We start from the raw sequence: 20972 nt of genomic DNA, 5'->3' as shown, positions 1-20972 counted from the left end.
CCTGCGCCGCGAAGAATGGGCATGTCCCCCCGGTGGCCCGGCGAAGAATGGGCATGCCCTCCCCTGCCCGCAGCCAGTGAACATGTGGCCCATATGTCCACTCCTCGTGCCCAGGACTGGGCATGTCCCCCCCGCCGGCACCTGCCACGCACATGTCCCCCTCCCGAGGGGCTAGTCGAGGCGCGCGTACCCCAGCAGTGCGGCCGTGCCCATGCCGCCTGCGATGCTGATCATCGCCAGGGAAAGCTGCCCCGGCTCCGGGGACCTGCGGGCCTGGGCCAGCAGCCGGGTGACCAGTACCGCGCCCGAGGCTCCATAGGCGTGACCGAGGGCCAGGGCGCCGCCGTCGAGGTTGGCCTGGTCCGGGTCGATTCCCAACTGGTCAAAGCACGCGAGCGTCTGGGCCGCGAAGGCCTCGTTGAATTCCACCAGGCCCACGTCCGCAGCACTCAGTCCGTGCGCCGCCAGGAGCCGTCCGGCCGCAGCGGCCGCTCCGATGCCGAGGAGCTGCGGCGCCACCCCTGCGGTATCGGTTCCCAGCACCAGCAGCCCGTCGGCGGCGCCCAGCTGCCGGGCCCGCTCCATGGACGTGACAACGACGGCGGCCGCGCCGTCGGCGTCGAAACAGGAGTTCCCGGCCGTGACCGTGCCGCCGCTGGCAAATACAGGCGGGAAACGGGCCATCAGGGCCGGGCCAAGACTCGGCCGCGGACCGTCGTCGGCTGCCGCGGACCCCCCGGAGCCGGCGGCGAGGGGCACGAGCTCGGCGTCGAACCTCCCGGCGGCCGCGGCTGCCAAGGCACGATGGTGGCTGCGGAGCGCGAAAGCGTCCTGGCGTTCCCGGCTGATGCCGAAGCGGGCGGCGACGTTTTCGGCCGCCACCCCCATGTCGGGGTCGCCGAAGCTCAGCGGCGCGAACTGGGCCCGGCTGTAGAAGTCCGGGCTGCCGTAGTCGTTGCGGTGGGCCCGGAGCGGAGCCGTGCTGATGCTCTCCACGCCGCCTGCAAGGTACAGGCCGCCGCCGCCCGCCGCGACCAGCCGGGAGGCCAGGACGATCGCGTCCAGACCGGAGCCGCATTGCCGGTCCACGGTGACGCCGGGGACGGTGACCGGCAGGCCCGCCTCCAGCGCGGCGAGCCGGGCAACGTTTCCGCCGCCGCCCACGGCGTTGCCGATCACGACGTCGGTCACGGATTCCCGGCCGGGGCCGTCGCCGGCATCGCCGAGCAGGCTGCGGAGCACCGGAGCCAGGAGTTCGTGAGCGCGCAGCTTCTTCAGGGCCCCGTTGGCCCGGCACAGCGGCGTCCGGCGCGCGGCGATGATCACCGGCTGCCTGTCCTCAGGCAGCAGCCCCGGGAAAGACAGCCCCGGGAAAGACAGCCCGGGAACAGACCGCCCGGGGAACGACGTCCCGCGGGTCGGCCGCCCGGGTGCTGCCGGCCCGCTGCCCGCGCGCGGCTCAGCCAAGACGCCGGATCCTGGGATCGTTCCGGGCCACCCAGTCCAGCAGCAGCTGCCGGCTGATTTTGCCGCGCTCCGTCAGGGGCAGCTCAGTCAGCACGAAGTACTCCAGGGGGCGCTTGTTCCGGGCCAGCACATCGTCGATCCCGGACCGCAGCTGGGTGGCGGTGACCGCCCCGTGCGAGGGCACGACGCCGGCCACGACGCGCTGGCCGCGAAGATCGTCAAGCATGCCGGCCGCCACGGCCGCCGCGACGCCCGGGACGGAGGCCAGCGCCATCTCGACCTCATGCGGGTAGACGTTGGTGCCGGCGGTGATGATCATGTCGGAGCGGCGGCCCAGCATGTGCAGGGTCCCGTCGGAGAGGTAGCCCTGGTCCCCCACGGTGTACCAGCCGTCGAAACAGCGCAGCGCCTGGCCGTCGTCACCCCACAGGTAGCCGTTGCTGACCATGCCGCTGCGGACGCAGATGTTGCCGTCGCTGCCGTCCGGGAGTTCGGCGCCGTCGTCGCCGAGGATGCGGATTTCGACGCCGGGAAAGGGCTTCCCGATGCCGGTCCCGCCCGGCTCGACGGGCTCGCCCGGGCGCAACCCGGCGCCCGAGACGAAGCTGAGCTCGGAGGCGCCGTAGTACTCGAAAATGGTCGCGTTGGGGGCCCAGCGCCGGGCCGCCTCCAGCGTCCGGGCGTCCAGCTTGGAACCGGCGCAGATGATGCTGCGGATGCCGGAGGCATCGACACCGCCGGTAAGGCCCCGCTCGCTGAGCAGCCGGAGCATGGTGGGCACCAGGACCAGGCGGGTGATGCCGTCGTGGCTGACGGCCGCGTGGGCGGCACCGACGTCGAAGTGGTCCAGGCTGTGGAACTCGGCGCCGGCATACAGGCATTCGGCGAGGGCGTAGAGGTTCAGGCTTGCCGCGAGCGGCCCGGGAGCCAGGGACTTGTCGTCCTGCGTCAGTGCGAAGAATTCGATGGAGGCCTCGAAGGATTCCTGCCAGGACCGCCGCGAGCGGGTGAACGCCTTGGGCACCGAGGTCGTGCCGGACGTCAGGCCGACCAGGAACGAGGTCTCCGGCGGCCCGTCGACCAAGAACGGGTCCGGCCCGGGAACTGCACGCGCCGGACCCGTTTCCGACCCGGCGATGCGGGCGGTGATGCCGTCCTGGAGTTGCTGGGGCCAGGCCGGGTCCAACACGGCGCACTGCCGCTCACCAGCCACGGCCGCGGCGAACGCTATGGCGAAGTGGGTTGAATTTTGTTCGGACAGCACAGTGATGGCCGGCGCCGAGGGCACCAGGGCCGCCGCGTTGTCCCGCAGGGCAGACCAGCTGAGGTGCTCTCCGGACACGACGACGGCTGTCTCGTCGGGACGGTCATCGGCCCAGCGCTGGAGTCTGTCGAGAAAAGGCATCGAACCAACTTTAGCGTTGCCGGGCGCCGCGGCTGCGTGTGCGGGATATTGTGACTCCATGAGCTTTAACGACAACGCCCCGCTGGACCCGTCACAAGTCCAGGACCGTCGCGGGATGGGCCGCGGCCCGATGATCGGCGGCGGGATCGGCGGCGGCATCATCCTGCTGCTGGCAGCCCTCTTTGGCATCAACCCCCAGCTTCTCGAGGGTCTGGCCGGCACCGTCCAGGAGCCCCAGTCGCAGAGCCAGGGCTCTGCCCCCGCCTGCCAGACCGGCGCTGACGCCGACGCCCGCCTCGACTGCAGGATCACCGGCACGGTGAACAGCCTGAACGCCTTCTGGCCGGCCTATCTGTCGCAGTACAACACCAAGTACCCGCGGCCGAAGGCCGTGATCTTCACCGGCGGAACCAACACCGGCTGCGGCGCCGCCACCTCGGACGTGGGGCCGTTCTACTGCCCCGTGGACACCACGGCGTACTTCGATCCCGGCTTCTTCCAGGAGCTGGTGGACCGGTTTGGCTCCTCAGGCGGTCCCCTGGCGCAGGAATATGTGGTGGCCCACGAATTCGGCCACCACGTCCAGAACCTGCTTGGCGACCTCGACCGGGCGCAACAGGATCCGCAGGGCCCCGGCTCCGGGGGTGTCCGGGTTGAGCTCCAGGCCGACTGCTACGCAGGGCTGTGGGCCCACTATGCAACGACGCAGGCGGATCCCAAGACCGGCCAGCCCTATCTCGACCCCTTCACTGACCAGGACGTGAAGGACGCCCTGTCGGCGGCCTCCGCCGTCGGTGATGACCGCATCCAGAAGGCCGCCACGGGCCGCGTCTCACCGGAGGCATGGACCCATGGCTCAAGTGCCCAGCGGCAGAAGTGGTTCTACCAGGGGTACACCACCGGGGACATCAACAAGTGCGACACGTTCGCGGTGGCAACGCCTTAGCCCCACCCCCTGGCCCCAACCCTTCGGCCCAACTCTCGGGCCTAAACCCGAGGCCTCACCCGCGCTGCCGGCGCCGGATCGGGACCTCGACGTAGCTGAGGAATCCGGCGTGGCCCAAGTGCCGGTGCTTTGCGTGCCACACGGGCCGGTATTGGTGCCCGAAGGGGTCGGTCACCAGTACCGATTCCAGCCGGTCGTTTCCGGCCAGGAGGCGGTCGACGTCGGCCAGCGCATTGCGCCGCGTCGCCAGACCGTCGATGTCCAGGCTCCAAAGCCCCAGCTCAGCATCGGTTCCGCGTTCCAGCTGCAGCGTCTCGAACAGTCCGGCCACGAGCCCGGCGAGCCCGACGGGGTCAACCCGTTGCAGCCGAAGGGACTCGGGATGCACGTCACGCGCCTCGGCGAGGGCCTGGCGCAGCCAGTGGAACTCCACCGATCCCAGGGGCGGTCCCATGCGCAGGTGGCGGTTCTCGTCCAGCTCCAGCCGGTAGGTAGTGGCGCTGCGGTCCATGATGCACGGAGCTTCGCCGACATATTCGAAGTCGGCCAGCAGGGCTTCCCGGGACCGGTAGTAGGAGAACTCGCCGCTGTCCTCGACAACCACGAAGTCCTTGCCCGCATCGGAGGGCCGCGGCGGTGGCGTGGCATCCATTCCCGTGTGCCTCCTGTTCGACGGCGTGCCCGGCCCGAAGCGTGTGGACCCGTTGTCTTTATCAGACCACCGCCGGGACGATATGGGAACGGCGGCGGGAACGCCGGAACGAAATGACGACGGCGGCCCCGCCTCAATGAGGTGGGGCCGCCGTCGGCGTAATTAGGGGCCTCCGCCGCCGAGGGTTCTCTGGCCGAGCGAAGCGAGGCCAGGGAGGCGGTGGGGACCTAGATGTTGAAGCCCAGGGCGCGCATCTGGTCGCGGCCGTCCTCGGTGATCCGTTCCGGACCCCATGGCGGCATCCACACCCAGTTGAGCCGCCAGTCGTCGACGATCCCGTCCAGGGCCTTGCCGACCTGCTCCTCGATCACGTCGGTGAGCGGGCAGGCAGCGGTGGTGAGCGTCATGTCGATCAGCAGGGCGCCGTCGTCGTCCGAGTACTTCAGACCGTACAGCAGGCCCAGATCAACGATGTTCACCCCGAGTTCCGGGTCGATCACATCCTTGAGCGCCTCTTCGACATCCTCGAGGCCCGTGCGGGCCACATTGAGTTCGGTCATTGCGGAGTCCTAACTACGCCTGGGCTGCAGCCGAGGCGGCAGCGATGGTGGCCGCCCCTGCGCCGGTGGCGTAGCGGTCGTAGCCTTCGTCTTCGAGGCGGTCGGCGAGCTCCGGGCCGCCCTCTTCCACAACCTGGCCATCGACGAACACGTGCACGAAGTCCGGCTTGATGTAGCGCAGGATCCGGGTGTAGTGCGTGATGAGCAGGGTGCCCATGTTGCCTTCGCCGTGGGCGCGGTTGACGCCCTCGGAGACAACCTTGAGCGCGTCGACGTCCAGGCCGGAGTCGGTCTCGTCGAGGATGGCGAACTTCGGCTTGAAGAGCTCGAGCTGGAGGATCTCGACGCGCTTCTTCTCGCCGCCGGAGAAGCCTTCGTTGACGTTGCGCTGGGTGAAGTCGGCGTCGATGCGCAGCTGCGCCATGGCGGCCTTGACGTCCTTGGTCCACGTGCGCAGCTTGGGGGCTTCGCCGTCGATCGCGGTCTTGGCGGTGCGCAGGAAGTTGGTCATGCTCACGCCCGGGACCTCGACGGGGTACTGCATGGCGAGGAACAGGCCGGCGCGGGCGCGCTCGTCGACGCTCATGGCGAGGACGTCTTCACCGTCGAGGGTGATCGTGCCGGAGGTGACGTTGTAGCGCGGGTGCCCGGCGATGGTGGACGCCAGCGTGGACTTGCCGGAGCCGTTGGGGCCCATGATGGCGTGCGTCTCGCCGGTCCTGATGGTCAGGCTGACGCCCTTCAGGATTTCTTTGGTGCCCTGCTCGGTGTCAATGCTGACGTGCAGGTCCTTGATCTCAAGAGTCGACATGTGTCTTGTTCTCCTCTGCACCGTGCCCTCGGCACTGTGCGTTTTCTTGGCGATAAGTTTTCTTGTGCGGGTTGCCGGCTGCAGGCAGCTAGCTGAAGTTGGGAGCCTCGGCGCCGTTCAGGACGTTGGTGAAGTCCACGTAGACCTCGTCATCCAGGACGGTCACGGCAAACACGGGAACGGGATCATAGGCCGGCAGCTGGAGCGGCTCGCCGCTGCGCAGGTCGAACTGGGAGCCGTGGCCCCAGCACTCGATTTTGCAGCCTTCGACTTCTCCTTCGGAGAGCGAAATGTCCGCGTGCGAGCAGGTGTCGCCGATGGCGTGGATCTCCCCCATCGAGTCCTTCACGATCGCTACCGGGTAGTCGTCGATCAGGATCCGCAGCGCCTGCTTGAGTTGGATCTCGCTGGCGTTGCAGACTAGCTCGCCCTTTGGCTGTTCAGTCATTGATGTCGTCCGTGTTCTCTGGTGCTGCGCACTAGTGATTGGTCGCCGCGAGTTCGCGCTCGACGGCTTCCGTGAGGCGGTCTTCGATGGCCGGAACGTTGATCTTCTGGATGATCTCGTTCAGGAACCCGCGGACCACCAGGCGGCGGGCCACCTCTTCCGGGATGCCACGGGCCATCAGGTAGAACAGGTGCTGATCATCGAATCGTCCGGTGGCGCTGGCGTGGCCGGCGCCGGCGATCAGGCCGGTCTCAATTTCAAGGTTCGGCACGGAATCGGCGCGGGCACCGTCGGTCAGGACCAGGTTGCGGTTGGCCTCGTAGGTGTCGGTGCCTTCTGCTTCCTTGCGGATCAGAACGTCACCGACCCACACGGTGTGCGCGTTGCGGCCCTGCAGGGCGCCCTTGTACAGGACGTTGGACTTGCAGTTGGCCACGGCGTGGTCTACGAACAGGCGCTGCTCGAGGTGCTGGCCGGCGTCGGCGAAGTACAGGCCGAACAGTTCCACTTCGGCGCCCGGGGCGGTGAAGCGTGCCGAAGGCGTGACCCGCACGAGGTCGCCGCCGAGGCTGACGACGATGTGCTTGAACTTCGCGTCGCGGCCGAGCTTCGCCTGCTGGGAGGAGGCGTGGACGGCGTCGTCGTTCCATTCCTGGAGCGAGATGACGGTCAGCTGCGCGCCGTCCTCAACGAGGATTTCGATGTTTTCCGAGACGACGGCGGTGCCCTGGTGGTCCAGGACGACGACGGACTTGGAGAACTTTTCCGCGACGATCACGACGTGCTGCGCGGAAGCTTCGGTGCCCTGGCCGGTCAGCAGCACGCTGACCTCGCCCTCCACCTCGACCTCGGACGGGACCGTGATGACGGTGGCCTCGGTGAAGTTCTCCCAGGCGTTCGCGGAGACCCGGTCCTCGGGGATGGCGGCGGAGCCGATCCGGCGGTCGTCACGGCCGACGGTCTCGACCCTGACGCTGTCCGGAGCGGTGACGCTCACGGCCGGCGCCGCACCGGTGAGGACCTCGGTGTGCAGGCCGCGGAGGCGCTTGAGCGGGGTGAAGCGCCAGTCCTCCTCCATGCCGGTCAGCGGTTTGAAGTCCGCCAGCTTGTAGGAGGTCAGGCGGCCGGCGCGTGAGCTGTCCGGTACGCCGACGCCGCCGCCGTGCGAGTGGCGCTTGACGGCTTCGCCGGCCAGCGGCGCCTTGGACTCCGCGGCGTTCAGCGGTGAGAGGCTTTCGCCTTCCTCGGTGAAGCCGTTGATGAACGGCTGGGCTGAGGGCGCGCCGATGCGGGCCTTTTCAGTAGTGATGTCAGTCATTAACCGACCGATCCTTCCATCTGCAGTTCAATCAGTCGGTTCAGCTCGAGGGCGTATTCCATCGGCAGTTCGCGGGCAATCGGCTCGATGAAGCCGCGGACGATCATCGCCATGGCCTCGTCTTCGCGCATGCCGCGGGACATCAGGTAGAACAGCTGCTCTTCGCTGACCCGCGAGACCGTGGCCTCGTGGCCCATCGTGACGTCGTCCTCGCGGATGTCGATGTATGGGTAGGTGTCCGACCGGCTGATGGTGTCCACCAGGAGAGCGTCGCAGCGGACCGTGTTGGCCGAGTGCTTGGCGCCTTCGCGGACCTGGACCAGGCCGCGGTAGGCAGCACGGCCGCCGCCGCGGGCCACGGACTTGGAGATGATCGAGCTCTTGGTGTTGGGCGCGATGTGGACCATCTTGGAGCCGGTGTCCTGGTGCTGGCCTTCGCCGGCGAACGCGATGGACAGGGTCTCGCCCTTGGCGCCTTCGCCCACGAGGTAGACGGCCGGGTACTTCATGGTGACCTTCGAGCCGATGTTGCCATCGATCCATTCCATGGTGGCGTTCTCTTCGCAGATGGCGCGCTTGGTGACCAGGTTGTACACGTTGGTGGACCAGTTCTGGATGGTCGTGTAGCGGACGCGGGCGCCCTTCTTCACGATGATTTCCACGACGGCGGAGTGCAGCGAGTCCGAGGTGTAGATCGGCGCGGTGCAGCCTTCGATGTAGTGGACGTAGGAGTCCTCGTCCGCGATGATCAGCGTGCGCTCGAACTGGCCCATGTTTTCCGTGTTGATGCGGAAGTAGGCCTGCAGCGGGATGTCCACGTGGACGCCCTTGGGCACGTACACGAAGGAACCGCCGGACCAGACGGCCGTGTTCAGCGACGCGAACTTGTTATCGCCCACCGGGATGATGGTGCCGAAGTACTCCTGGAAGATTTCCGGGTGTTCGCGCAGCGCGGTGTCGGTGTCCAGGAAGATGACGCCCTGGGCTTCCAGGTCCTCGCGGATCTGGTGGTAGACCACTTCAGACTCGTACTGGGCGGCGACGCCGGAGACGAGGCGGCTGCGCTCGGCTTCCGGGATGCCCAGCTTCTCGTAGGTGTTCCGGATGTCCTCGGGCAGGTCCTCCCAGGTGGCGGCCTGCTTCTCGGTGGAGCGCACGAAGTACTTGATGTTGTCGAAGTCGATGCCGGACAGGTCCGCGCCCCAGGTGGGCATGGGCTTGCGGTCGAAGTACTTCAGGCCCTTGAGCCGGAGGTCGAGCATCCATTCCGGCTCGTTCTTCTTGGCCGAAATATCGCGAACAACGTCCTCATTGATGCCGCGGCGGGCGTTGGCCCCGACGTCGTTCTTGTCGGCCCAGCCGTACTCATAGGTGCCAATTCCGTGGAGCTCGGGATTCTTTTCCAGAATCTCCGAAATCACAGTAGAGCCAGCAACCTTCTTCTCTGATAGTTGGTCCGTCATCACGGCCTTTCTTGGAGATGGTTGGATACTTCGTCCGGGTTGACCGGTGCAGCGGGACTGGGAGTCCCGACGGCGGCCGGACGGCCCGTAGGTATGTGGGTGGTGCAGACGTGCCCGCCGCGCGCCAGGGTGGACAGCCGGCGCACATCGACGCCGACCAGCCGGGAGAACACTTCGGTCTCCACGTCGCAGAACACGGGGAACTGGGCAGCCAGGTGCTGGATGGGGCAGTGCCCCTGGCAGAGCTGGACGCTGGAGAGCGCCGCCGGGAGCGGGGCCTTGGCTTCGATCGACTGCGCCGAGGCGACGAACCCGTCGCGGCTCAGCGCCGCGGAGAGAGCCTGGGCGCGGGCCGTGATGTCCGGTCCGGCCTGCTCGATCTCCGGTGCGTAGCGGCGCTCCATGTCGGCGAACCGCTCGACGGCGAACTGCCGCACGGCCTCGGGGCCGGCCGCCTCGCCGAGCCGGCGCAGCGCCACGGAGGCGATGTCGAGGTAGTCGTTGCCCAGGTTCGACTGGCCCTGGGAGCTCAGGACGTAGCGGCGGGCGGGCCGTCCGGCGCCGGCACCGGCGCGGGCAACCCGCTTGACCTCAATCACTCCGGTGCGCGCGAGGTGGTCCAGGTGGCGGCGCACGGCGGCCGGAGTGAAGCCCAGGAGGTCGCCGAGTTCGGCTGCGCTGATGGGTCCGTGTTCCAGGACCGCGTTCAGGACGCGGTCGCGGGTGCGCTCTTCGGCGTCGTGCGTGTGGGTGCCGGCAGCCGCGGGAACTGCGTCCGGAACGGCCGCCACGTGTACCCGGGCAGGCCTGACGCGCGCGGCGCCGCGCGCGGACGGGACTGCGGACGCAGCGGCTCCGGACACAGGGCCTCCGGACACCGCGGCTCCGGACACAGCTGCTCCATACACAGGGGGGCTCATGGAATACACAACACAATCATGTCGTAATTTAGTCCGGCATTCCAGTAAGGCATGGCTTGCCTGCGGGACGCCCCCTCCGGGGAGCCGACGTACTACATCGCGTAGAATGCTGTGGTGCGATCTCCCGAATCCCCCGTTCTGACCATCAGCGGGCTTGTCAAGGATGTTGGTCCACTGCCCACCCTCGACGGCAAGATGCTGCGCGTGGTCAGCGGCCTTTCCCTCATCGCCGAACGCGGCCAAGTCACGGCCCTGCTCGGCGCCAATGGCGCGGGCAAGACCACCACCATCGAATGCGCCCAGGGGCTGCAAAAGCGCACCGCCGGCGCCATCAGCCTACTCGGCCACGATCCGGATTCGGCCGGCGCGGGCCTCCGCGCCCGGGTGGGCGTGATGCTGCAGGACGGCGGCCTGCCGCCGTCGGCCCGGCCCATCCCCCTGCTGCGGCACATCGCCGGCATGTACCAGGACCCGTGGCCGGTGGATGAACTCATCGGCCGCCTGGGCATCGACTCCTTCAGCCGCACCAACGTGCGGCGCCTGTCCGGCGGGCAGAAACAGCGCCTCGCCCTGGCCGCGGCGCTGGTCGGCAATCCGGAGGTCCTGTTCCTCGACGAGCCCAGCGCGGGCCTCGACCCGCAGTCCCGCCAAATGGTCTTCGATCTCATCTCCGAACTGCGGAACAGCGGCATGGGCATCATCCTGACGACGCACCTGATGGACGACGCCCAGCGGCTGGCGGACTACGTCTACATCATCGACGCCGGCCGCAACGTCGCCGAGGGCACCGTCGCCCAGCTCCTGCGCCACCAGCTCCCGGCGGGCGACGCGTCGCAGCACATCCGCACCTTGTTGTTCGAAACCGAACCAGGCCTGGACTTCGCAGGCGTGCTGCCCGACGGCGTCGACGTCACCGAGGCGCGGGCCGGCAGTTACGCCGTGACCGGAGCCCTGACCCCCGCCGACCTCGCCGCGATCACCGCGTGGTGGGCCCAGCGCGGGATCATGCCCAGCTCCCTGAGCCTTGAAGCGCGCAGCCTCGAGGACGTCTTCCTGGACATCTCCGGAAGGGAGATCCGATGAACCGCGTAACAGGTGGTGCCCCGCTGGAGAGCGCACGCCGTGCCGGCGCGCCCCCCGCCGCGCATGGCAGCGCGCCCGCTTCCCTGCTGCGCCGCATCCTGCTGCAGGGGCAGTACGAGACAGTCACCATGCTCAGGAACGGCGAGCAGCTGATCCTCGCGATCGTGCTGCCGCTGCTGGCCATGGTCGGGCTGACCGTGACGCCGCTGCTGGACGGGCTCGGTTCGAGCCGCATCAATGTCGCCGTCCCCGGCATCCTGGCCCTGTGCGCCATGTCCACGGCCTTCACCGGGCAGGGCATCTCCACCGGCTTCGACCGCCGCTACGGCGTCCTGCGCTTTCTTTCCACGACACCCCTGGGCCGCACCGGCCTGATTGCGGGGAAGGTCCTGGCCGTCCTGGCGGTGCTGTTCCTGCAGGTGCTCATCGTGACCGCGGTGGCCGTGCTGCTGGGCTGGCAGCCCAATCCCGCGGGCTGGCTGCCCGGGCTGGCCATCCTGATCCTCGGCGCCGCCGCCTTCACGGCACTCGGGCTGCTGGTCGCCGGGACGGTCCGGCCGGAGGCGACCCTGGCCATCACCAACCTGCTCTGGATCCTGCTCGGCGCGCTGGGCGGAATCGTGATTCCGGCCGAACGGCTCCCGGCGCTGGCCCAGGCCGTGGTGCATTTCCTCCCCTCCGGCGCGCTGGGCCAGGCGCTGAGGGATGCTTTCCTGTACGGCAGCGTCAATGGTGCCGCCGTTCTTGTCCTGCTGCTCTGGACGGCGATCGCCGGCGGCGCAGCAACCCGTTGGTTTAAGTGGAATTGAGAAAACTGTGAGCACGGCGTCACGAACTCCCCGGATTGTCTCCGGAATCACCTCCCGGCTGCCAGTCCGCGTCGATAAGACGATCAGGCGGCTGGCCGTGCTGTCCCTCATTGGCCAGATCGTCCTGGTGGTGACAGGCGGTGCCGTCCGCCTGACGGCCTCGGGCCTTGGCTGCCCCACGTGGCCGCGCTGCACGGAGGGATCCCTGACGACCACCCCGGAAATGGGGATCCACGGAATCATCGAATTCGGCAACCGGCTCCTGACGTTTGCGCTGGCGGCCGTCGCCGTGATGATGCTGGTCTATCTGTGGAACCTCCGCAAGGAGCGCCGCGACCTCTTCCTGCTGGCCCTCGGCCTGCTCGCCAGCATCCCGGCCCAGGCCGTCATCGGCGGCATCACGGTGCTGACCCAGCTGAACCCATGGGTCGTAGGCCTGCACTTCCTCGTGTCCATGGCCCTCGTGGTCCTGGCGACGCTTCTGGTGAACCGGGCGTACGGCCGCACGGGCAAGGCCCGGACCGTGCAGCTTCCCGCCCTGCCGGGCGTTGCCCGCCCGGTGATGACCGCCGTCGCGGTCCTCTCCGCCGTCGCGGTCTGCCTCGGTGTGGTGGTGACCGGCGCCGGTCCGCATGCCGGGGACGCGAACGCCCCGCGCAACGACCTCGACTGGGACCTGTTCGCGCACATCCACGCCGTGCCCGCCTACCTGGTGACCGCCGGCGCGCTGTTCGCGCTGGTCCTTGTGGTCCGCGGGCGGATTCAGGGGCCGTTCCGCTCCGCGGTGTTCATGCTCCTGGGCGTCACGGTGCTGCAGGCCGCAATCGGCTTCACGCAGTACTACAACGGCATCCCGGCGCTGCTCGTCGGCGCTCACATGCTGGCGGCGGCACTGCTGATGAGCGCGGCGACCAACGCCGCGGACCTCGCCCGCTACAGCCCGGTGGACTAACCGGTGGACTAATCAGCCGCAGCACCCCTGAACAAAGCATCGCGGGGTCACTTACCGCCCTTCCGGCACGTCCGGACGGGCCGTAAGTGGCCCCGCGTTTGCTGTCTGTTGCTGTCTGGGCACTCGTACGGGCGCTGCGGCAACAATGACCAGTAGCGCATTCACCTCCCGGGGGCTGGCCTTGACGGGATTTCCGGGTGGACTATGGGATGGCATGGATATGGATCGTCGCGGCCGTGGGCTTTCCTCGCTCGTTCCCGTGACGCTGACCGGAAGGCCTTCTCTGATGCAAGCGACAGAACCGACCGTGCCTCCTTCACCCTCAGCCCGCCAACGCGCGGCGAGCCTCAAAGAACGTGTATACATCATCTTCACGAGCCTGGCCGTGGTGTTGGCGCTTCGGAGTCACGCGGACGAGACCACGCCGCTGGCAGCGGCGGCGACGCTCAGCATCGTGGTGATCGGCTCCCTGCTGGGGATTTTCGTCGCCGACCTCCTGAGCCACCTGACTGTTCATTCGAAGCTTCCCACCGGTGAGGAGCTGCACCACATGATCGCGGTCAGCGCGGGCGGCCTCGGCGTCCTGGTCACCCCGCTGCTCCTCCTCACGGCAGCCGGCCTCGGTCTGTGGTCGACGGCCGTTGCCCTCGGGTGGGCAGTCGCTGTTCTGGTTGTTTCGCTCGGCATCGTCGGGTTCCTCGCGATCCGCCGCCTCGAGATCCCGCTGCGTCACAAGGCCGCCATCATGTTCGCCGAAGTCGTGTTGAGCCTGCTGGTAATCGGGCTGGAGCTGGTGGCCCACAATCTCTAAAGAGGCCTAAAGGCGTCCCCCTCGACGCCCGGTTACCGGCCGGTCACTTGTCCAAACGGGAAAGATTTCGGAATACTGGATGCTGTGGCCCCTTTTCGGGCCCGCCCTACAACCAACCGCAGAGCCGGGCAGCCGCAGAACCGGCGTCAGGTTTCGTCCAGCCAAGGCGGGAATACTTGGATAGGGCGCAGGACTGGCGCCGCAATCGCATCCATGGATAGACGGACGGCGCGGTTTTGCCTTGATGCAGCTGGAATCGGAACCGGCCAGACAGAGGCACCGGAGGTTATGTGGCGTTACTAGTCGGCGAAAGGCCCGCACAGACGGTCCAACATACTGCAAAGCGCCCGCGGCTGGACGGCCTGGACGTTCTTCGCGGTGCCGCCGTGGGCGCCGTCCTGCTCGGTCATTCCTGGCCCGGCATATTCCAGGGCGCCGGCATCGTGGGTGTCATTGCCTTCTTCGTGTTGAGCGGTTACCTGATCACCAACGTGCTGGTCGGCGATATCGAACGGCACCGTAAGATTCGTTACGGGCGCTTCTATGCGCACAGGGCCTTCCGGCTGGTGCCGGCACTGGTTTCTCTCCTGGGCGTCTACGCGATCGTCGAATTGGCCACCGACGTCCTCGGTGACCGGTCCAAGGGAATCGTGGGCTACACCGTCCTCGCCGGTCTTGGCTACCTCAAAGACCTCCCCCTGCCGTTCGACGTCAGCATGGCGATCGGACCGCTCTGGACGCTGGCGGTGGAAGAACAGTTCTACCTGATCTGGCCCGCGCTGCTGGTGCTCGCCCTGCGGCGCAACCGCCAGGGAAAGCTGATTGGCTGGTCCGCCGCCGTAGCGCTGTTCCTCATGTCGGCCAGTGTGCTGGCAATGGTGACCCTGGCCCCGCAACTTCACTCCTTGGTCTACGCGCTGCCGACCACGTGGGGCCTGGGCCTGATCATCGGTTCGGCCTTGCGGTTGTACAGGGTCCATGTGTTCAACTGGTTCAGCGGCCGCTGGCTCAGGCGCGCGGCCCTGCTCGGTTCCGTCGCCGTCCTGGCCGCGCTGATCTACTTCCCGAAGGCCAACGAAACGCCGGCCTTCATCTTCATTGGCGGCCCGCTGGCCATGGCCGCCGCGGCCGTCCTGGTCGCACTGGCCGCCTCCCGAACCGCGGCGATGCCGAAGTGGACGCGCCCGGTGCAGCTGCTGGGCACTGTCTCCTACGCCGCGTACCTCTGGAACTACGCCGTCATTCTTTGGCTCAACGGCGGCTCCACGGCCGATCTGCCGCCGCTCATCGCGGTGTCCGCCATTGTGGTGACCCTGCTCATTGCGGTCATCAGCTGGCACACTGTCGAACGGCTCGGGCGGATCGCGCGGGCCCGCTTCGACCAGCACTATTCGGCCCGCTACCATCCGGACCGGCAGCAGGCCGGCAGCGCCGCTTCCCGGCACGGTTAGTCGGCACGGTTAGTCGGCACCCCTCAGTCGGCGCTGTTCAGTCGCTGCCCGGGTCGTTCTCCAGCGTGCAGGCATCGGTGTTCGCCCCGCAGACGATCACCGCGACGCGTTCCTCTTCGGCGGGTGTGTACGCCCCTGACGTGAGCGCCGCGAACGCAGCCGCAGCCCCGTATTCGGCGGGGATCCGGTAATCGCCCCACAACTGTGACCGGGCGGCGACGATGGCGGCGTCGTCCACCAGCACAGAGGTCGGCGGGACGCGTGAGGCGATGCTGAAGGCTATCCCACCCACGCGCCTGGCCCCGAGGGAATCCGCGGCGACGCCCGAAACGGCCACGTCGACCGGGCGGCCGGCGTCGAGGGCCGCGTGCAGCGTGGGGATGGTGTAGGGCTCGACCGCGACGACGCGGGCCCGGCCCTCGGCAGCTGCCGCCACGCCCGCATAGAGTCCGCCGCCGCCGACGGCGACGACGATCGTGTCGATGCCGGGCTCGTCCTCGAGGATTTCCTCGGCCAGGGTGCCTGCGCCTGCCGCAATTTCCAGCTGGTCGTACGCATGGCAGAACAGGGCGCCGGTATCTTCCACGTAGTGCATTGCGGCCGCGAAAGCCTCCGCGTACTCGGCGCCGACCTGCCGGACCGTGGCGTTGTACGCGAGGAGACGCTCGACCTTTACCCGCGGGGCGTTCTCCGGGACGAACACCGTCGCCGGCACACCGAGGACCGCGGCGGCGTACGCGTTCGCCAAACCCGCGTTGCCGCCCGACGCCGCCACCACACCGACTGCCGGGTCAAGCTCCCCGCGCTCCCGGGCGGCGAGCTGGCGGTTGAAGGCGCCGCGTGCCTTGAAGACGCCTGTGCGCTGCAGGAACTCACATTTGAACCAGAGCGGGGCGGCAGCGGTACCCCCGCGGAGCAACGGTGTGCGCCGCAGGTGGCCACTGATGCGGTTCTGTGCCTGAAGTACATCGCTGCGGTTGATCACGGGCTCCCCCTGGGGTTGTGTCGCCTGGCCGGTTCGTAAGGATACCCCGGGACCGAAAAGGACCGTCCCCCTGATACAGCTGACGCTCCCCCACCACTGGTGAGGGAGCGTCAGGCAGATGAACGGGGGGATCAGCCGCCCATGATGGCCGAGCCGACGAACGGGTCGACGGCCAGGGCAATGAAGAGCAGGGTCAGGTAGCTGATGGAGCCGTGGAAGACCTTCATGGCTCCCTTGTTGGATACGTCGCCGGCCTGGGCGCGGTTGTACAGGGCGTGCGACTCGTACAGGAACCAGGCACCGGCGCCGACGGCGGTCACCGTGTAGACCCAGCCGGCACCACCGGCCGGGATCATCAGCAGCGAGCACGCCACCATGGCCCAGGCGTAGAGGACCACCTGCACCGAAACCACCTTCGCCCCGGCGATGGCGCCCAGCATCGGTACGTTGGCATTGCGGTAGTCCTCGCCGTAGCGCATCGACAGCGGCCAGTAGTGCGGCGGCGTCCAGAGGAAAATCACCATGAACAGTACGACGGCGGGCCACTCGACGGTGTTGGTGACGGCGGCCCAGGCGATCAGGACCGGGAAGCACCCGGCGGCGCCGCCCCAGACAATGTTCTGGGCCGTGCGCCGCTTCAGGATCATGGTGTAGATGACCACGTAGAAGACGATGGCGCCGAGTCCGAGCCACGCGGCGAGCGGGTTGGCCCCGAACCAGAGGATGGCGATCGCCGCCGCGCCCAGCAGCCAGGAGAAGATGAGGGCTTCGCGGGGTGTGACCTCACCGGTGACCAGGGGCCGGTTCTCCGTGCGGTGCATGAGCTTGTCGATGTCGCGGTCGATATAACAGTTGAAGGCGCCTGCGGAACCTGCCGCGAACGCGCCGCCCACCAGCGTCGCCAGGATCAGGCCGATCGACGGGAAGCCGCGTTCGGCATAGATCATGGTGGGCAGCGTGCTGACGAGCAGGAGCTCGATCACGCGGGGTTTCGTGAGCGCCAGGTAGGCCTTGGCTTTGCGGCCGAAGCCCATTCTTCCCGAGGCCGGGGAGGCGTTCAGCGGCGTATTAGTTGTGCTCACGGTGGCAGTCACTCTGTTCTGTCTGGCTGTGCAGTTCTGTCTGGCTGGGCAGCCCCGGGTGGATTTCGCAACGCACTGTGCTGCAGACCGGGCTCCGCGCTCGGCGCACACCCGTGTCCTTGCCCCAGTCGAAGGCCACCACCCATCATACCGTGGAGCTCCGGGCCGGAGGGCCGCCGAATGCCGCGCCATGATTCCGGCGCGTTAACGCCGGCTCACCGGCCCCGCGGCGGACGGTGATTCATATAAGCGAAATCAGGTCCAATTGGTGAGATATACGCTGACCACAAAGTGGAATGGGACTAGGCTGTCATTAGATCAGCGCACACGGGCACGCATTTAGGCACTTGCCGGAACACGCGGCTCTGCATCTGCGTCTGAATGATAGATCAACGTTTCGATGGTGAACGGCTGGTACGAACCGCAGCGGGCACCGAACTGTGCCCGGGCGGGAAAAGAGCGTACCGCCGGCCGTCAGCACAGAGAGGGGCCCGGTTTTCGTGCCACATTTGGAAGAGCAAGAACTGTCATGGACTGACTTGGACCAGCGCGCAGTGGACACCGTCCGGGTGCTGGCCGCGGATGCGGTGGAGAAAGTCGGAAACGGCCACCCGGGGACGGCGATGAGCCTGGCTCCGGCCGCGTATTTGTTGTTCCAGAAGCTGATGCGCCACGACCCGGCGAATCCGGACTGGCTGGGCCGCGACCGGTTCGTCCTGTCCCCCGGGCACACGTCCCTGACCCTGTACATCCAGCTGTTCCTCTCCGGCTACGGCCTGGAACTGAAGGACCTGGAGGCGCTGCGGACCTGGGGTTCGCTGACCCCGGGCCACCCGGAGTACAAGCACACCAAGGGTGTGGAGATCACCACCGGCCCGCTGGGCCAGGGCCTGGCTTCCGCGGTCGGCTTCGCCTATTCCCAGCGCCGGATGCGCGGCCTGTTCGACGCCGACGCTCCCGCCGGCACGAGCCCGTTCGACCACACCGTCTGGGTGATCGCTTCCGACGGCGACCTGCAGGAAGGCGTCACCTCCGAGGCGTCCTCACTCGCCGGTCACCAGGAACTGGGCAACCTCGTGGTGATCTACGACGAGAACCACATTTCGATCGAGGACGACACCGATGTGGCGTTCACCGAGGACGTCCTGGCCCGCTACGAGGCCTACGGCTGGCACACCCAGCGGGTCGACTGGACCCGGACCGGCGAATACGTCGAAGACGTCCAGGAACTGCACGCCGCACTGCTCGCCGCGAAGGCCGAAACCGGCAAACCCTCCATCATCTCCCTGCGGACCATCATCGGGTACCCGGCGCCGAAGAAGCAGAACACCGGCAAGATCCACGGCTCCGCCCTCGGCGCTGAGGAAGTCGCGGCCCTGAAGAAGGTCCTGGGCTTTGACCCGGAACGCGCCTTCCAGGTCGACGAGGACGTCCTGGCCCACGCCCGTGCCGTCCAGGACCGCGGCGCGGCCGCCCGCGCCGACTGGCAGGCCTCGTTCGAGGCGTGGCAGGCCGGCAACCCCGAGTCCGCTGCACTGCTGGAACGCGTCGAGGCGAAGAAGCTCCCGGGCGACTTCGAGGCCGCCCTGCCGGTCTTCGAAGCGGGCAAGGACGTCTCCACCCGGGCCGCCTCCGGGAAGGTCCTGAACGCGATCGGCCCGGTCATGCCCGAACTCTGGGGCGGCTCCGCCGACCTCGCGGAGTCGAATAACACCACGATCGAGGGCTCGCCCTCATTCATCCCCACGTCCCGGTCCACCGCGGCGTGGAAGGGCAACCCCTACGGCCGGGTCCTGCACTTCGGCATCCGCGAGCACGCGGCGGCGTCGATTGTGAACGGCATCTCCCTGCACGGGCGCACCCGGGCTTTCTCCGGAACGTTCCTGATCTTCTCCGACTACCAGCGCCCCGCGATCCGGCTCGGCGCCCTCATGGGCGTCCCGTCGCTGTATGTCTGGACGCACGACTCGATCGGCCTGGGCGAGGACGGCCCCACGCACCAGCCCGTTGAGCAGCTCGCCTCCCTCCGCGCCATCCCGGGCCTGGACGTCGTCCGCCCGGGAGATGCGAACGAGGTGGCCGCGGCCTGGAAGGCCATGCTGGAAAACCACGAAAACCCCGCCGGCATCGTCCTGACCCGGCAGAACATCCCCACCTACGCCCGCGGCACCGGCGTGGCCGACGGCGACACCTTCGGCTCCACCGCCGGCGTCGAGAAGGGCGGCTACGTCCTTGCCGAGGCGTCGAAGGACGGCTCCACCGTCGAAGCCCAGGTCATCCTGATTGGCACCGGCTCCGAGGTCCAGCTCGCCGTCAACGCCCGCGAAGCGCTGCAGGCCGAGGGCATCCCCACCCGTGTGGTGTCCATGCCCTGCGTGGAATGGTTCAACAAGCAGGACGCCGCCTACCGCGACGCCGTGCTGCCCCCGGCCGTGAAGGCACGCGTCTCGGTCGAAGCCGGACTGGCCCTGGGCTGGAAGGAATTCGTCGGCGATGCCGGCCGTTCCATCTCCCTGGAGCACTTCGGAGCGTCCGCGGACTACAAGCGCCTCTTCCAGGAATTCGGCATCACGGCAGAAGCAGTCGCCGCCGCCGCGAAGGAATCCCTCGCCGGCCTCACCAACTGATCCACCACCACGGTTCCGGGGGACGCTGTGCCCCCGGAACCCATGATTTCCAGGAGTTATGAAATGACTACCCCCACCCAGCAGCTCTCCGACGCCGGTGTCTCGATCTGGCTCGACGACCTCTCCCGCGGCCGCCTCCAGACCGGCACCCTGCGCAAGCTGATCGAAGAGAAGAACGTCGTTGGCGTCACCACCAACCCGTCGATCTTCCACGCCGCCATCACCGCCGGCCACGACTACGACGCCGTGATCGCCGCCCAGGCCGCCGCTGGCGCCACCGTCGAAGAGACCGTCTTCGAAATCACCACCACCGACGTCGCCGACGCCTGCGACCTGTTCGCCCCCGTCGCCGCGGCCACCAAGGGCGTCGACGGCCGTGTCTCCATCGAGGTCGACCCCCGCCTGGCCTGGGACACCGCAGGCACCATCGCCGAAGCGAAGCACCTGTACAAGAAGGTCAACAAGGACAACGTCCTGATCAAGATCCCGGCCACTCTCGAAGGCCTCGAGGCCATCACCGCCACCCTGGCCGAGGGCATCAGCGTCAACGTGACCCTGATCTTCTCGCTGGAACGCTACCGCGCCGTGATCAACGCCTTCCAGTCCGGGCTCGAGCAGGCCAAGGACAACGGTCACGACCTGTCCACGATCCACTCGGTCGCGTCCTTCTTCGTCTCCCGCGTCGATGCCGAAATCGACAAGCGCCTCAACGCCATCGGCACCGAGGAAGCCAAGGCACTCAAGGGCAAGGCCGGCCTGGCCAACGCGCGCCTGGCCTACCAGGTCTACGAGGAGCTCTTCTCCACCGAACGCTGGGCCCTGCTGGCCGCGGCCGGCGCCCTGCCGCAGCGCCCGCTGTGGGCCTCCACCGGCGTGAAGGACCCGGCCTACCCGGACACCCTCTACGTCACCGAACTCGTCGCCCCCGGCGTCGTCAACACGATGCCGGAGAAGACGCTCGACGCGACGTTCGACCACGGCACCGTGACGGGCGACACCGTCTCCCGCGGCTACGACGACGCCAACGCCACGCTGAATTCCCTCGACGCGCTGGGGATTTCCTACAACGACGTCGTCGCCCTGCTCGAATCCGAAGGCCTGGACAAGTTCGTGGCCAGCTGGAAGGAACTGCTGGGTGACGTCGAAGGCGCCCTGGCCTCTGCACGGAAGGCTTCCTAACCC

19 protein-coding genes are annotated in these 20972 nt (G+C 67.8%); 8 read left to right on the top strand and 11 right to left on the bottom strand.

The window, feature by feature from the left end; all coding sequences use genetic code 11:
- Positions 1-171 precede the first annotated feature (171 nt).
- Positions 172-1326 (bottom strand): thiolase family protein, encoded by a 1155-nt coding sequence (locus tag AC1DN2_RS06285; protein ID WP_476849631.1) that lies wholly within the window; start codon positions 1324-1326, stop codon positions 172-174.
- A gap of 133 nt (positions 1327-1459) precedes the next feature.
- On the bottom strand, positions 1460-2872 hold the full coding sequence (locus AC1DN2_RS06280) for a class I adenylate-forming enzyme family protein (RefSeq protein WP_476849630.1): 1413 nt from the start codon (positions 2870-2872) through the stop codon (positions 1460-1462).
- Positions 2873-2930: 58 nt separating this feature from the next.
- On the opposite strand from AC1DN2_RS06280, the gene ypfJ reads away from it, so the two are divergent.
- Positions 2931-3818, top strand: a complete 888-nt coding sequence (gene ypfJ / locus AC1DN2_RS06275) for a KPN_02809 family neutral zinc metallopeptidase (RefSeq protein WP_476849629.1) — start codon at positions 2931-2933, stop codon at positions 3816-3818.
- Between the two features lie 55 nt (positions 3819-3873).
- Here the strand turns inward: ypfJ and AC1DN2_RS06270 are convergent, their stop codons facing one another.
- The 7 genes from AC1DN2_RS06270 to AC1DN2_RS06240 all read right to left on the bottom strand — a co-directional run bounded on the left by AC1DN2_RS06270 (position 3874) and on the right by AC1DN2_RS06240 (position 9933).
- A complete protein-coding gene (locus AC1DN2_RS06270) occupies positions 3874-4470 on the bottom strand; it encodes a hypothetical protein (RefSeq protein WP_476849628.1) in 597 nt (198 codons plus the stop codon).
- 227 nt (positions 4471-4697) lie between these two features.
- Complete coding sequence (locus AC1DN2_RS06265; RefSeq protein WP_018772973.1) at positions 4698-5030, bottom strand: metal-sulfur cluster assembly factor; 333 nt, start codon at positions 5028-5030, stop codon at positions 4698-4700.
- 13 nt (positions 5031-5043) lie between these two features.
- A complete protein-coding gene (sufC, locus tag AC1DN2_RS06260) occupies positions 5044-5841 on the bottom strand; it encodes a Fe-S cluster assembly ATPase SufC (protein ID WP_026537381.1) in 798 nt (265 codons plus the stop codon).
- Positions 5842-5929: 88 nt separating this feature from the next.
- Complete coding sequence (locus AC1DN2_RS06255) at positions 5930-6289, bottom strand: non-heme iron oxygenase ferredoxin subunit (RefSeq protein ID WP_223917407.1); 360 nt, start codon at positions 6287-6289, stop codon at positions 5930-5932.
- A gap of 31 nt (positions 6290-6320) precedes the next feature.
- Positions 6321-7607, bottom strand: coding sequence for a Fe-S cluster assembly protein SufD (gene sufD, locus AC1DN2_RS06250; RefSeq protein WP_476849627.1), 1287 nt, complete (start codon positions 7605-7607; stop codon positions 6321-6323).
- Positions 7607-9070 (bottom strand): Fe-S cluster assembly protein SufB, encoded by a 1464-nt coding sequence (gene sufB / locus AC1DN2_RS06245; RefSeq protein WP_476849626.1) that lies wholly within the window; start codon positions 9068-9070, stop codon positions 7607-7609. The genes sufD and sufB overlap by 1 nt, the downstream gene beginning before the upstream one ends.
- Entirely contained in the window at positions 9070-9933 is an 864-nt protein-coding gene (locus AC1DN2_RS06240; RefSeq protein WP_476849625.1) for a helix-turn-helix transcriptional regulator, read from the bottom strand. Before AC1DN2_RS06240 ends, sufB begins: the two co-directional genes overlap by 1 nt.
- 171 nt (positions 9934-10104) lie before the next feature.
- On the opposite strand from AC1DN2_RS06240, the gene AC1DN2_RS06235 reads away from it, so the two are divergent.
- From AC1DN2_RS06235 to AC1DN2_RS06215, 5 genes are all read left to right on the top strand, one after another.
- Positions 10105-11073 carry an ABC transporter ATP-binding protein gene (locus tag AC1DN2_RS06235; RefSeq protein WP_028275511.1) on the top strand — a complete coding sequence of 323 codons (969 nt, stop codon included), beginning with the start codon at positions 10105-10107 and terminating at the stop codon, positions 11071-11073.
- Positions 11070-11882, top strand: coding sequence for an ABC transporter permease (locus tag AC1DN2_RS06230; RefSeq protein ID WP_230008147.1), 813 nt, complete (start codon positions 11070-11072; stop codon positions 11880-11882). The genes AC1DN2_RS06235 and AC1DN2_RS06230 overlap by 4 nt, the downstream gene beginning before the upstream one ends.
- A 7-nt stretch (positions 11883-11889) precedes the next feature.
- Complete coding sequence (locus AC1DN2_RS06225) at positions 11890-12834, top strand: COX15/CtaA family protein (protein WP_476849624.1); 945 nt, start codon at positions 11890-11892, stop codon at positions 12832-12834.
- A 286-nt stretch (positions 12835-13120) separates the two neighbouring features.
- Positions 13121-13645: a hypothetical protein gene (locus tag AC1DN2_RS06220; RefSeq protein ID WP_476849623.1), complete on the top strand. Its 525-nt coding sequence runs from the start codon at positions 13121-13123 to the stop codon at positions 13643-13645.
- Positions 13646-13935: 290 nt separating this feature from the next.
- Positions 13936-15096, top strand: coding sequence for an acyltransferase family protein (locus AC1DN2_RS06215; RefSeq protein WP_476849622.1), 1161 nt, complete (start codon positions 13936-13938; stop codon positions 15094-15096).
- A gap of 37 nt (positions 15097-15133) precedes the next feature.
- On the opposite strand, the gene AC1DN2_RS06210 is transcribed toward AC1DN2_RS06215, so the two are convergent.
- Entirely contained in the window at positions 15134-16081 is a 948-nt protein-coding gene (locus tag AC1DN2_RS06210) for a threonine/serine dehydratase (protein WP_476849621.1), read from the bottom strand.
- Between the two features lie 131 nt (positions 16082-16212).
- On the bottom strand, positions 16213-17175 hold the full coding sequence (locus AC1DN2_RS06205; protein ID WP_026266346.1) for a heme o synthase: 963 nt from the start codon (positions 17173-17175) through the stop codon (positions 16213-16215).
- A gap of 497 nt (positions 17176-17672) precedes the next feature.
- Between AC1DN2_RS06205 and tkt the strand changes: the two genes are divergently transcribed.
- Together tkt and tal are read left to right on the top strand one after the other, a co-directional pair.
- Complete coding sequence (gene tkt / locus AC1DN2_RS06200) at positions 17673-19790, top strand: transketolase (RefSeq protein WP_223917422.1); 2118 nt, start codon at positions 17673-17675, stop codon at positions 19788-19790.
- Positions 19791-19853: 63 nt separating this feature from the next.
- A complete protein-coding gene (gene tal / locus AC1DN2_RS06195; RefSeq protein WP_476849620.1) occupies positions 19854-20969 on the top strand; it encodes a transaldolase in 1116 nt (371 codons plus the stop codon).
- Positions 20970-20972 lie beyond the last annotated feature (3 nt).

Source organism: Arthrobacter sp. 01L42 (assembly GCF_056400005.1).
The sequence above is the reverse complement of the archived record's forward strand: the minus strand, read 5'-3'. Positions and strand labels throughout refer to the sequence as shown.

Coding starts and splice junctions, on each gene's coding strand:
- AC1DN2_RS06280 (WP_476849630.1), bottom strand. CDS start 2,872: ATGCCTTTTCTCGACAGACTCCAGCGCTGGGCCGATGACCGTCCCGAC.
- ypfJ (WP_476849629.1), top strand. CDS start 2,931: ATGAGCTTTAACGACAACGCCCCGCTGGACCCGTCACAAGTCCAGGAC.
- AC1DN2_RS06270 (WP_476849628.1), bottom strand. CDS start 4,470: ATGGATGCCACGCCACCGCCGCGGCCCTCCGATGCGGGCAAGGACTTC.
- AC1DN2_RS06265 (WP_018772973.1), bottom strand. CDS start 5,030: ATGACCGAACTCAATGTGGCCCGCACGGGCCTCGAGGATGTCGAAGAG.
- sufC (WP_026537381.1), bottom strand. CDS start 5,841: ATGTCGACTCTTGAGATCAAGGACCTGCACGTCAGCATTGACACCGAG.
- AC1DN2_RS06255 (WP_223917407.1), bottom strand. CDS start 6,289: ATGACTGAACAGCCAAAGGGCGAGCTAGTCTGCAACGCCAGCGAGATC.
- sufD (WP_476849627.1), bottom strand. CDS start 7,607: ATGACTGACATCACTACTGAAAAGGCCCGCATCGGCGCGCCCTCAGCC.
- sufB (WP_476849626.1), bottom strand. CDS start 9,070: ATGACGGACCAACTATCAGAGAAGAAGGTTGCTGGCTCTACTGTGATT.
- AC1DN2_RS06230 (WP_230008147.1), top strand. CDS start 11,070: ATGAACCGCGTAACAGGTGGTGCCCCGCTGGAGAGCGCACGCCGTGCC.
- AC1DN2_RS06220 (WP_476849623.1), top strand. CDS start 13,121: ATGCAAGCGACAGAACCGACCGTGCCTCCTTCACCCTCAGCCCGCCAA.
- tal (WP_476849620.1), top strand. CDS start 19,854: ATGACTACCCCCACCCAGCAGCTCTCCGACGCCGGTGTCTCGATCTGG.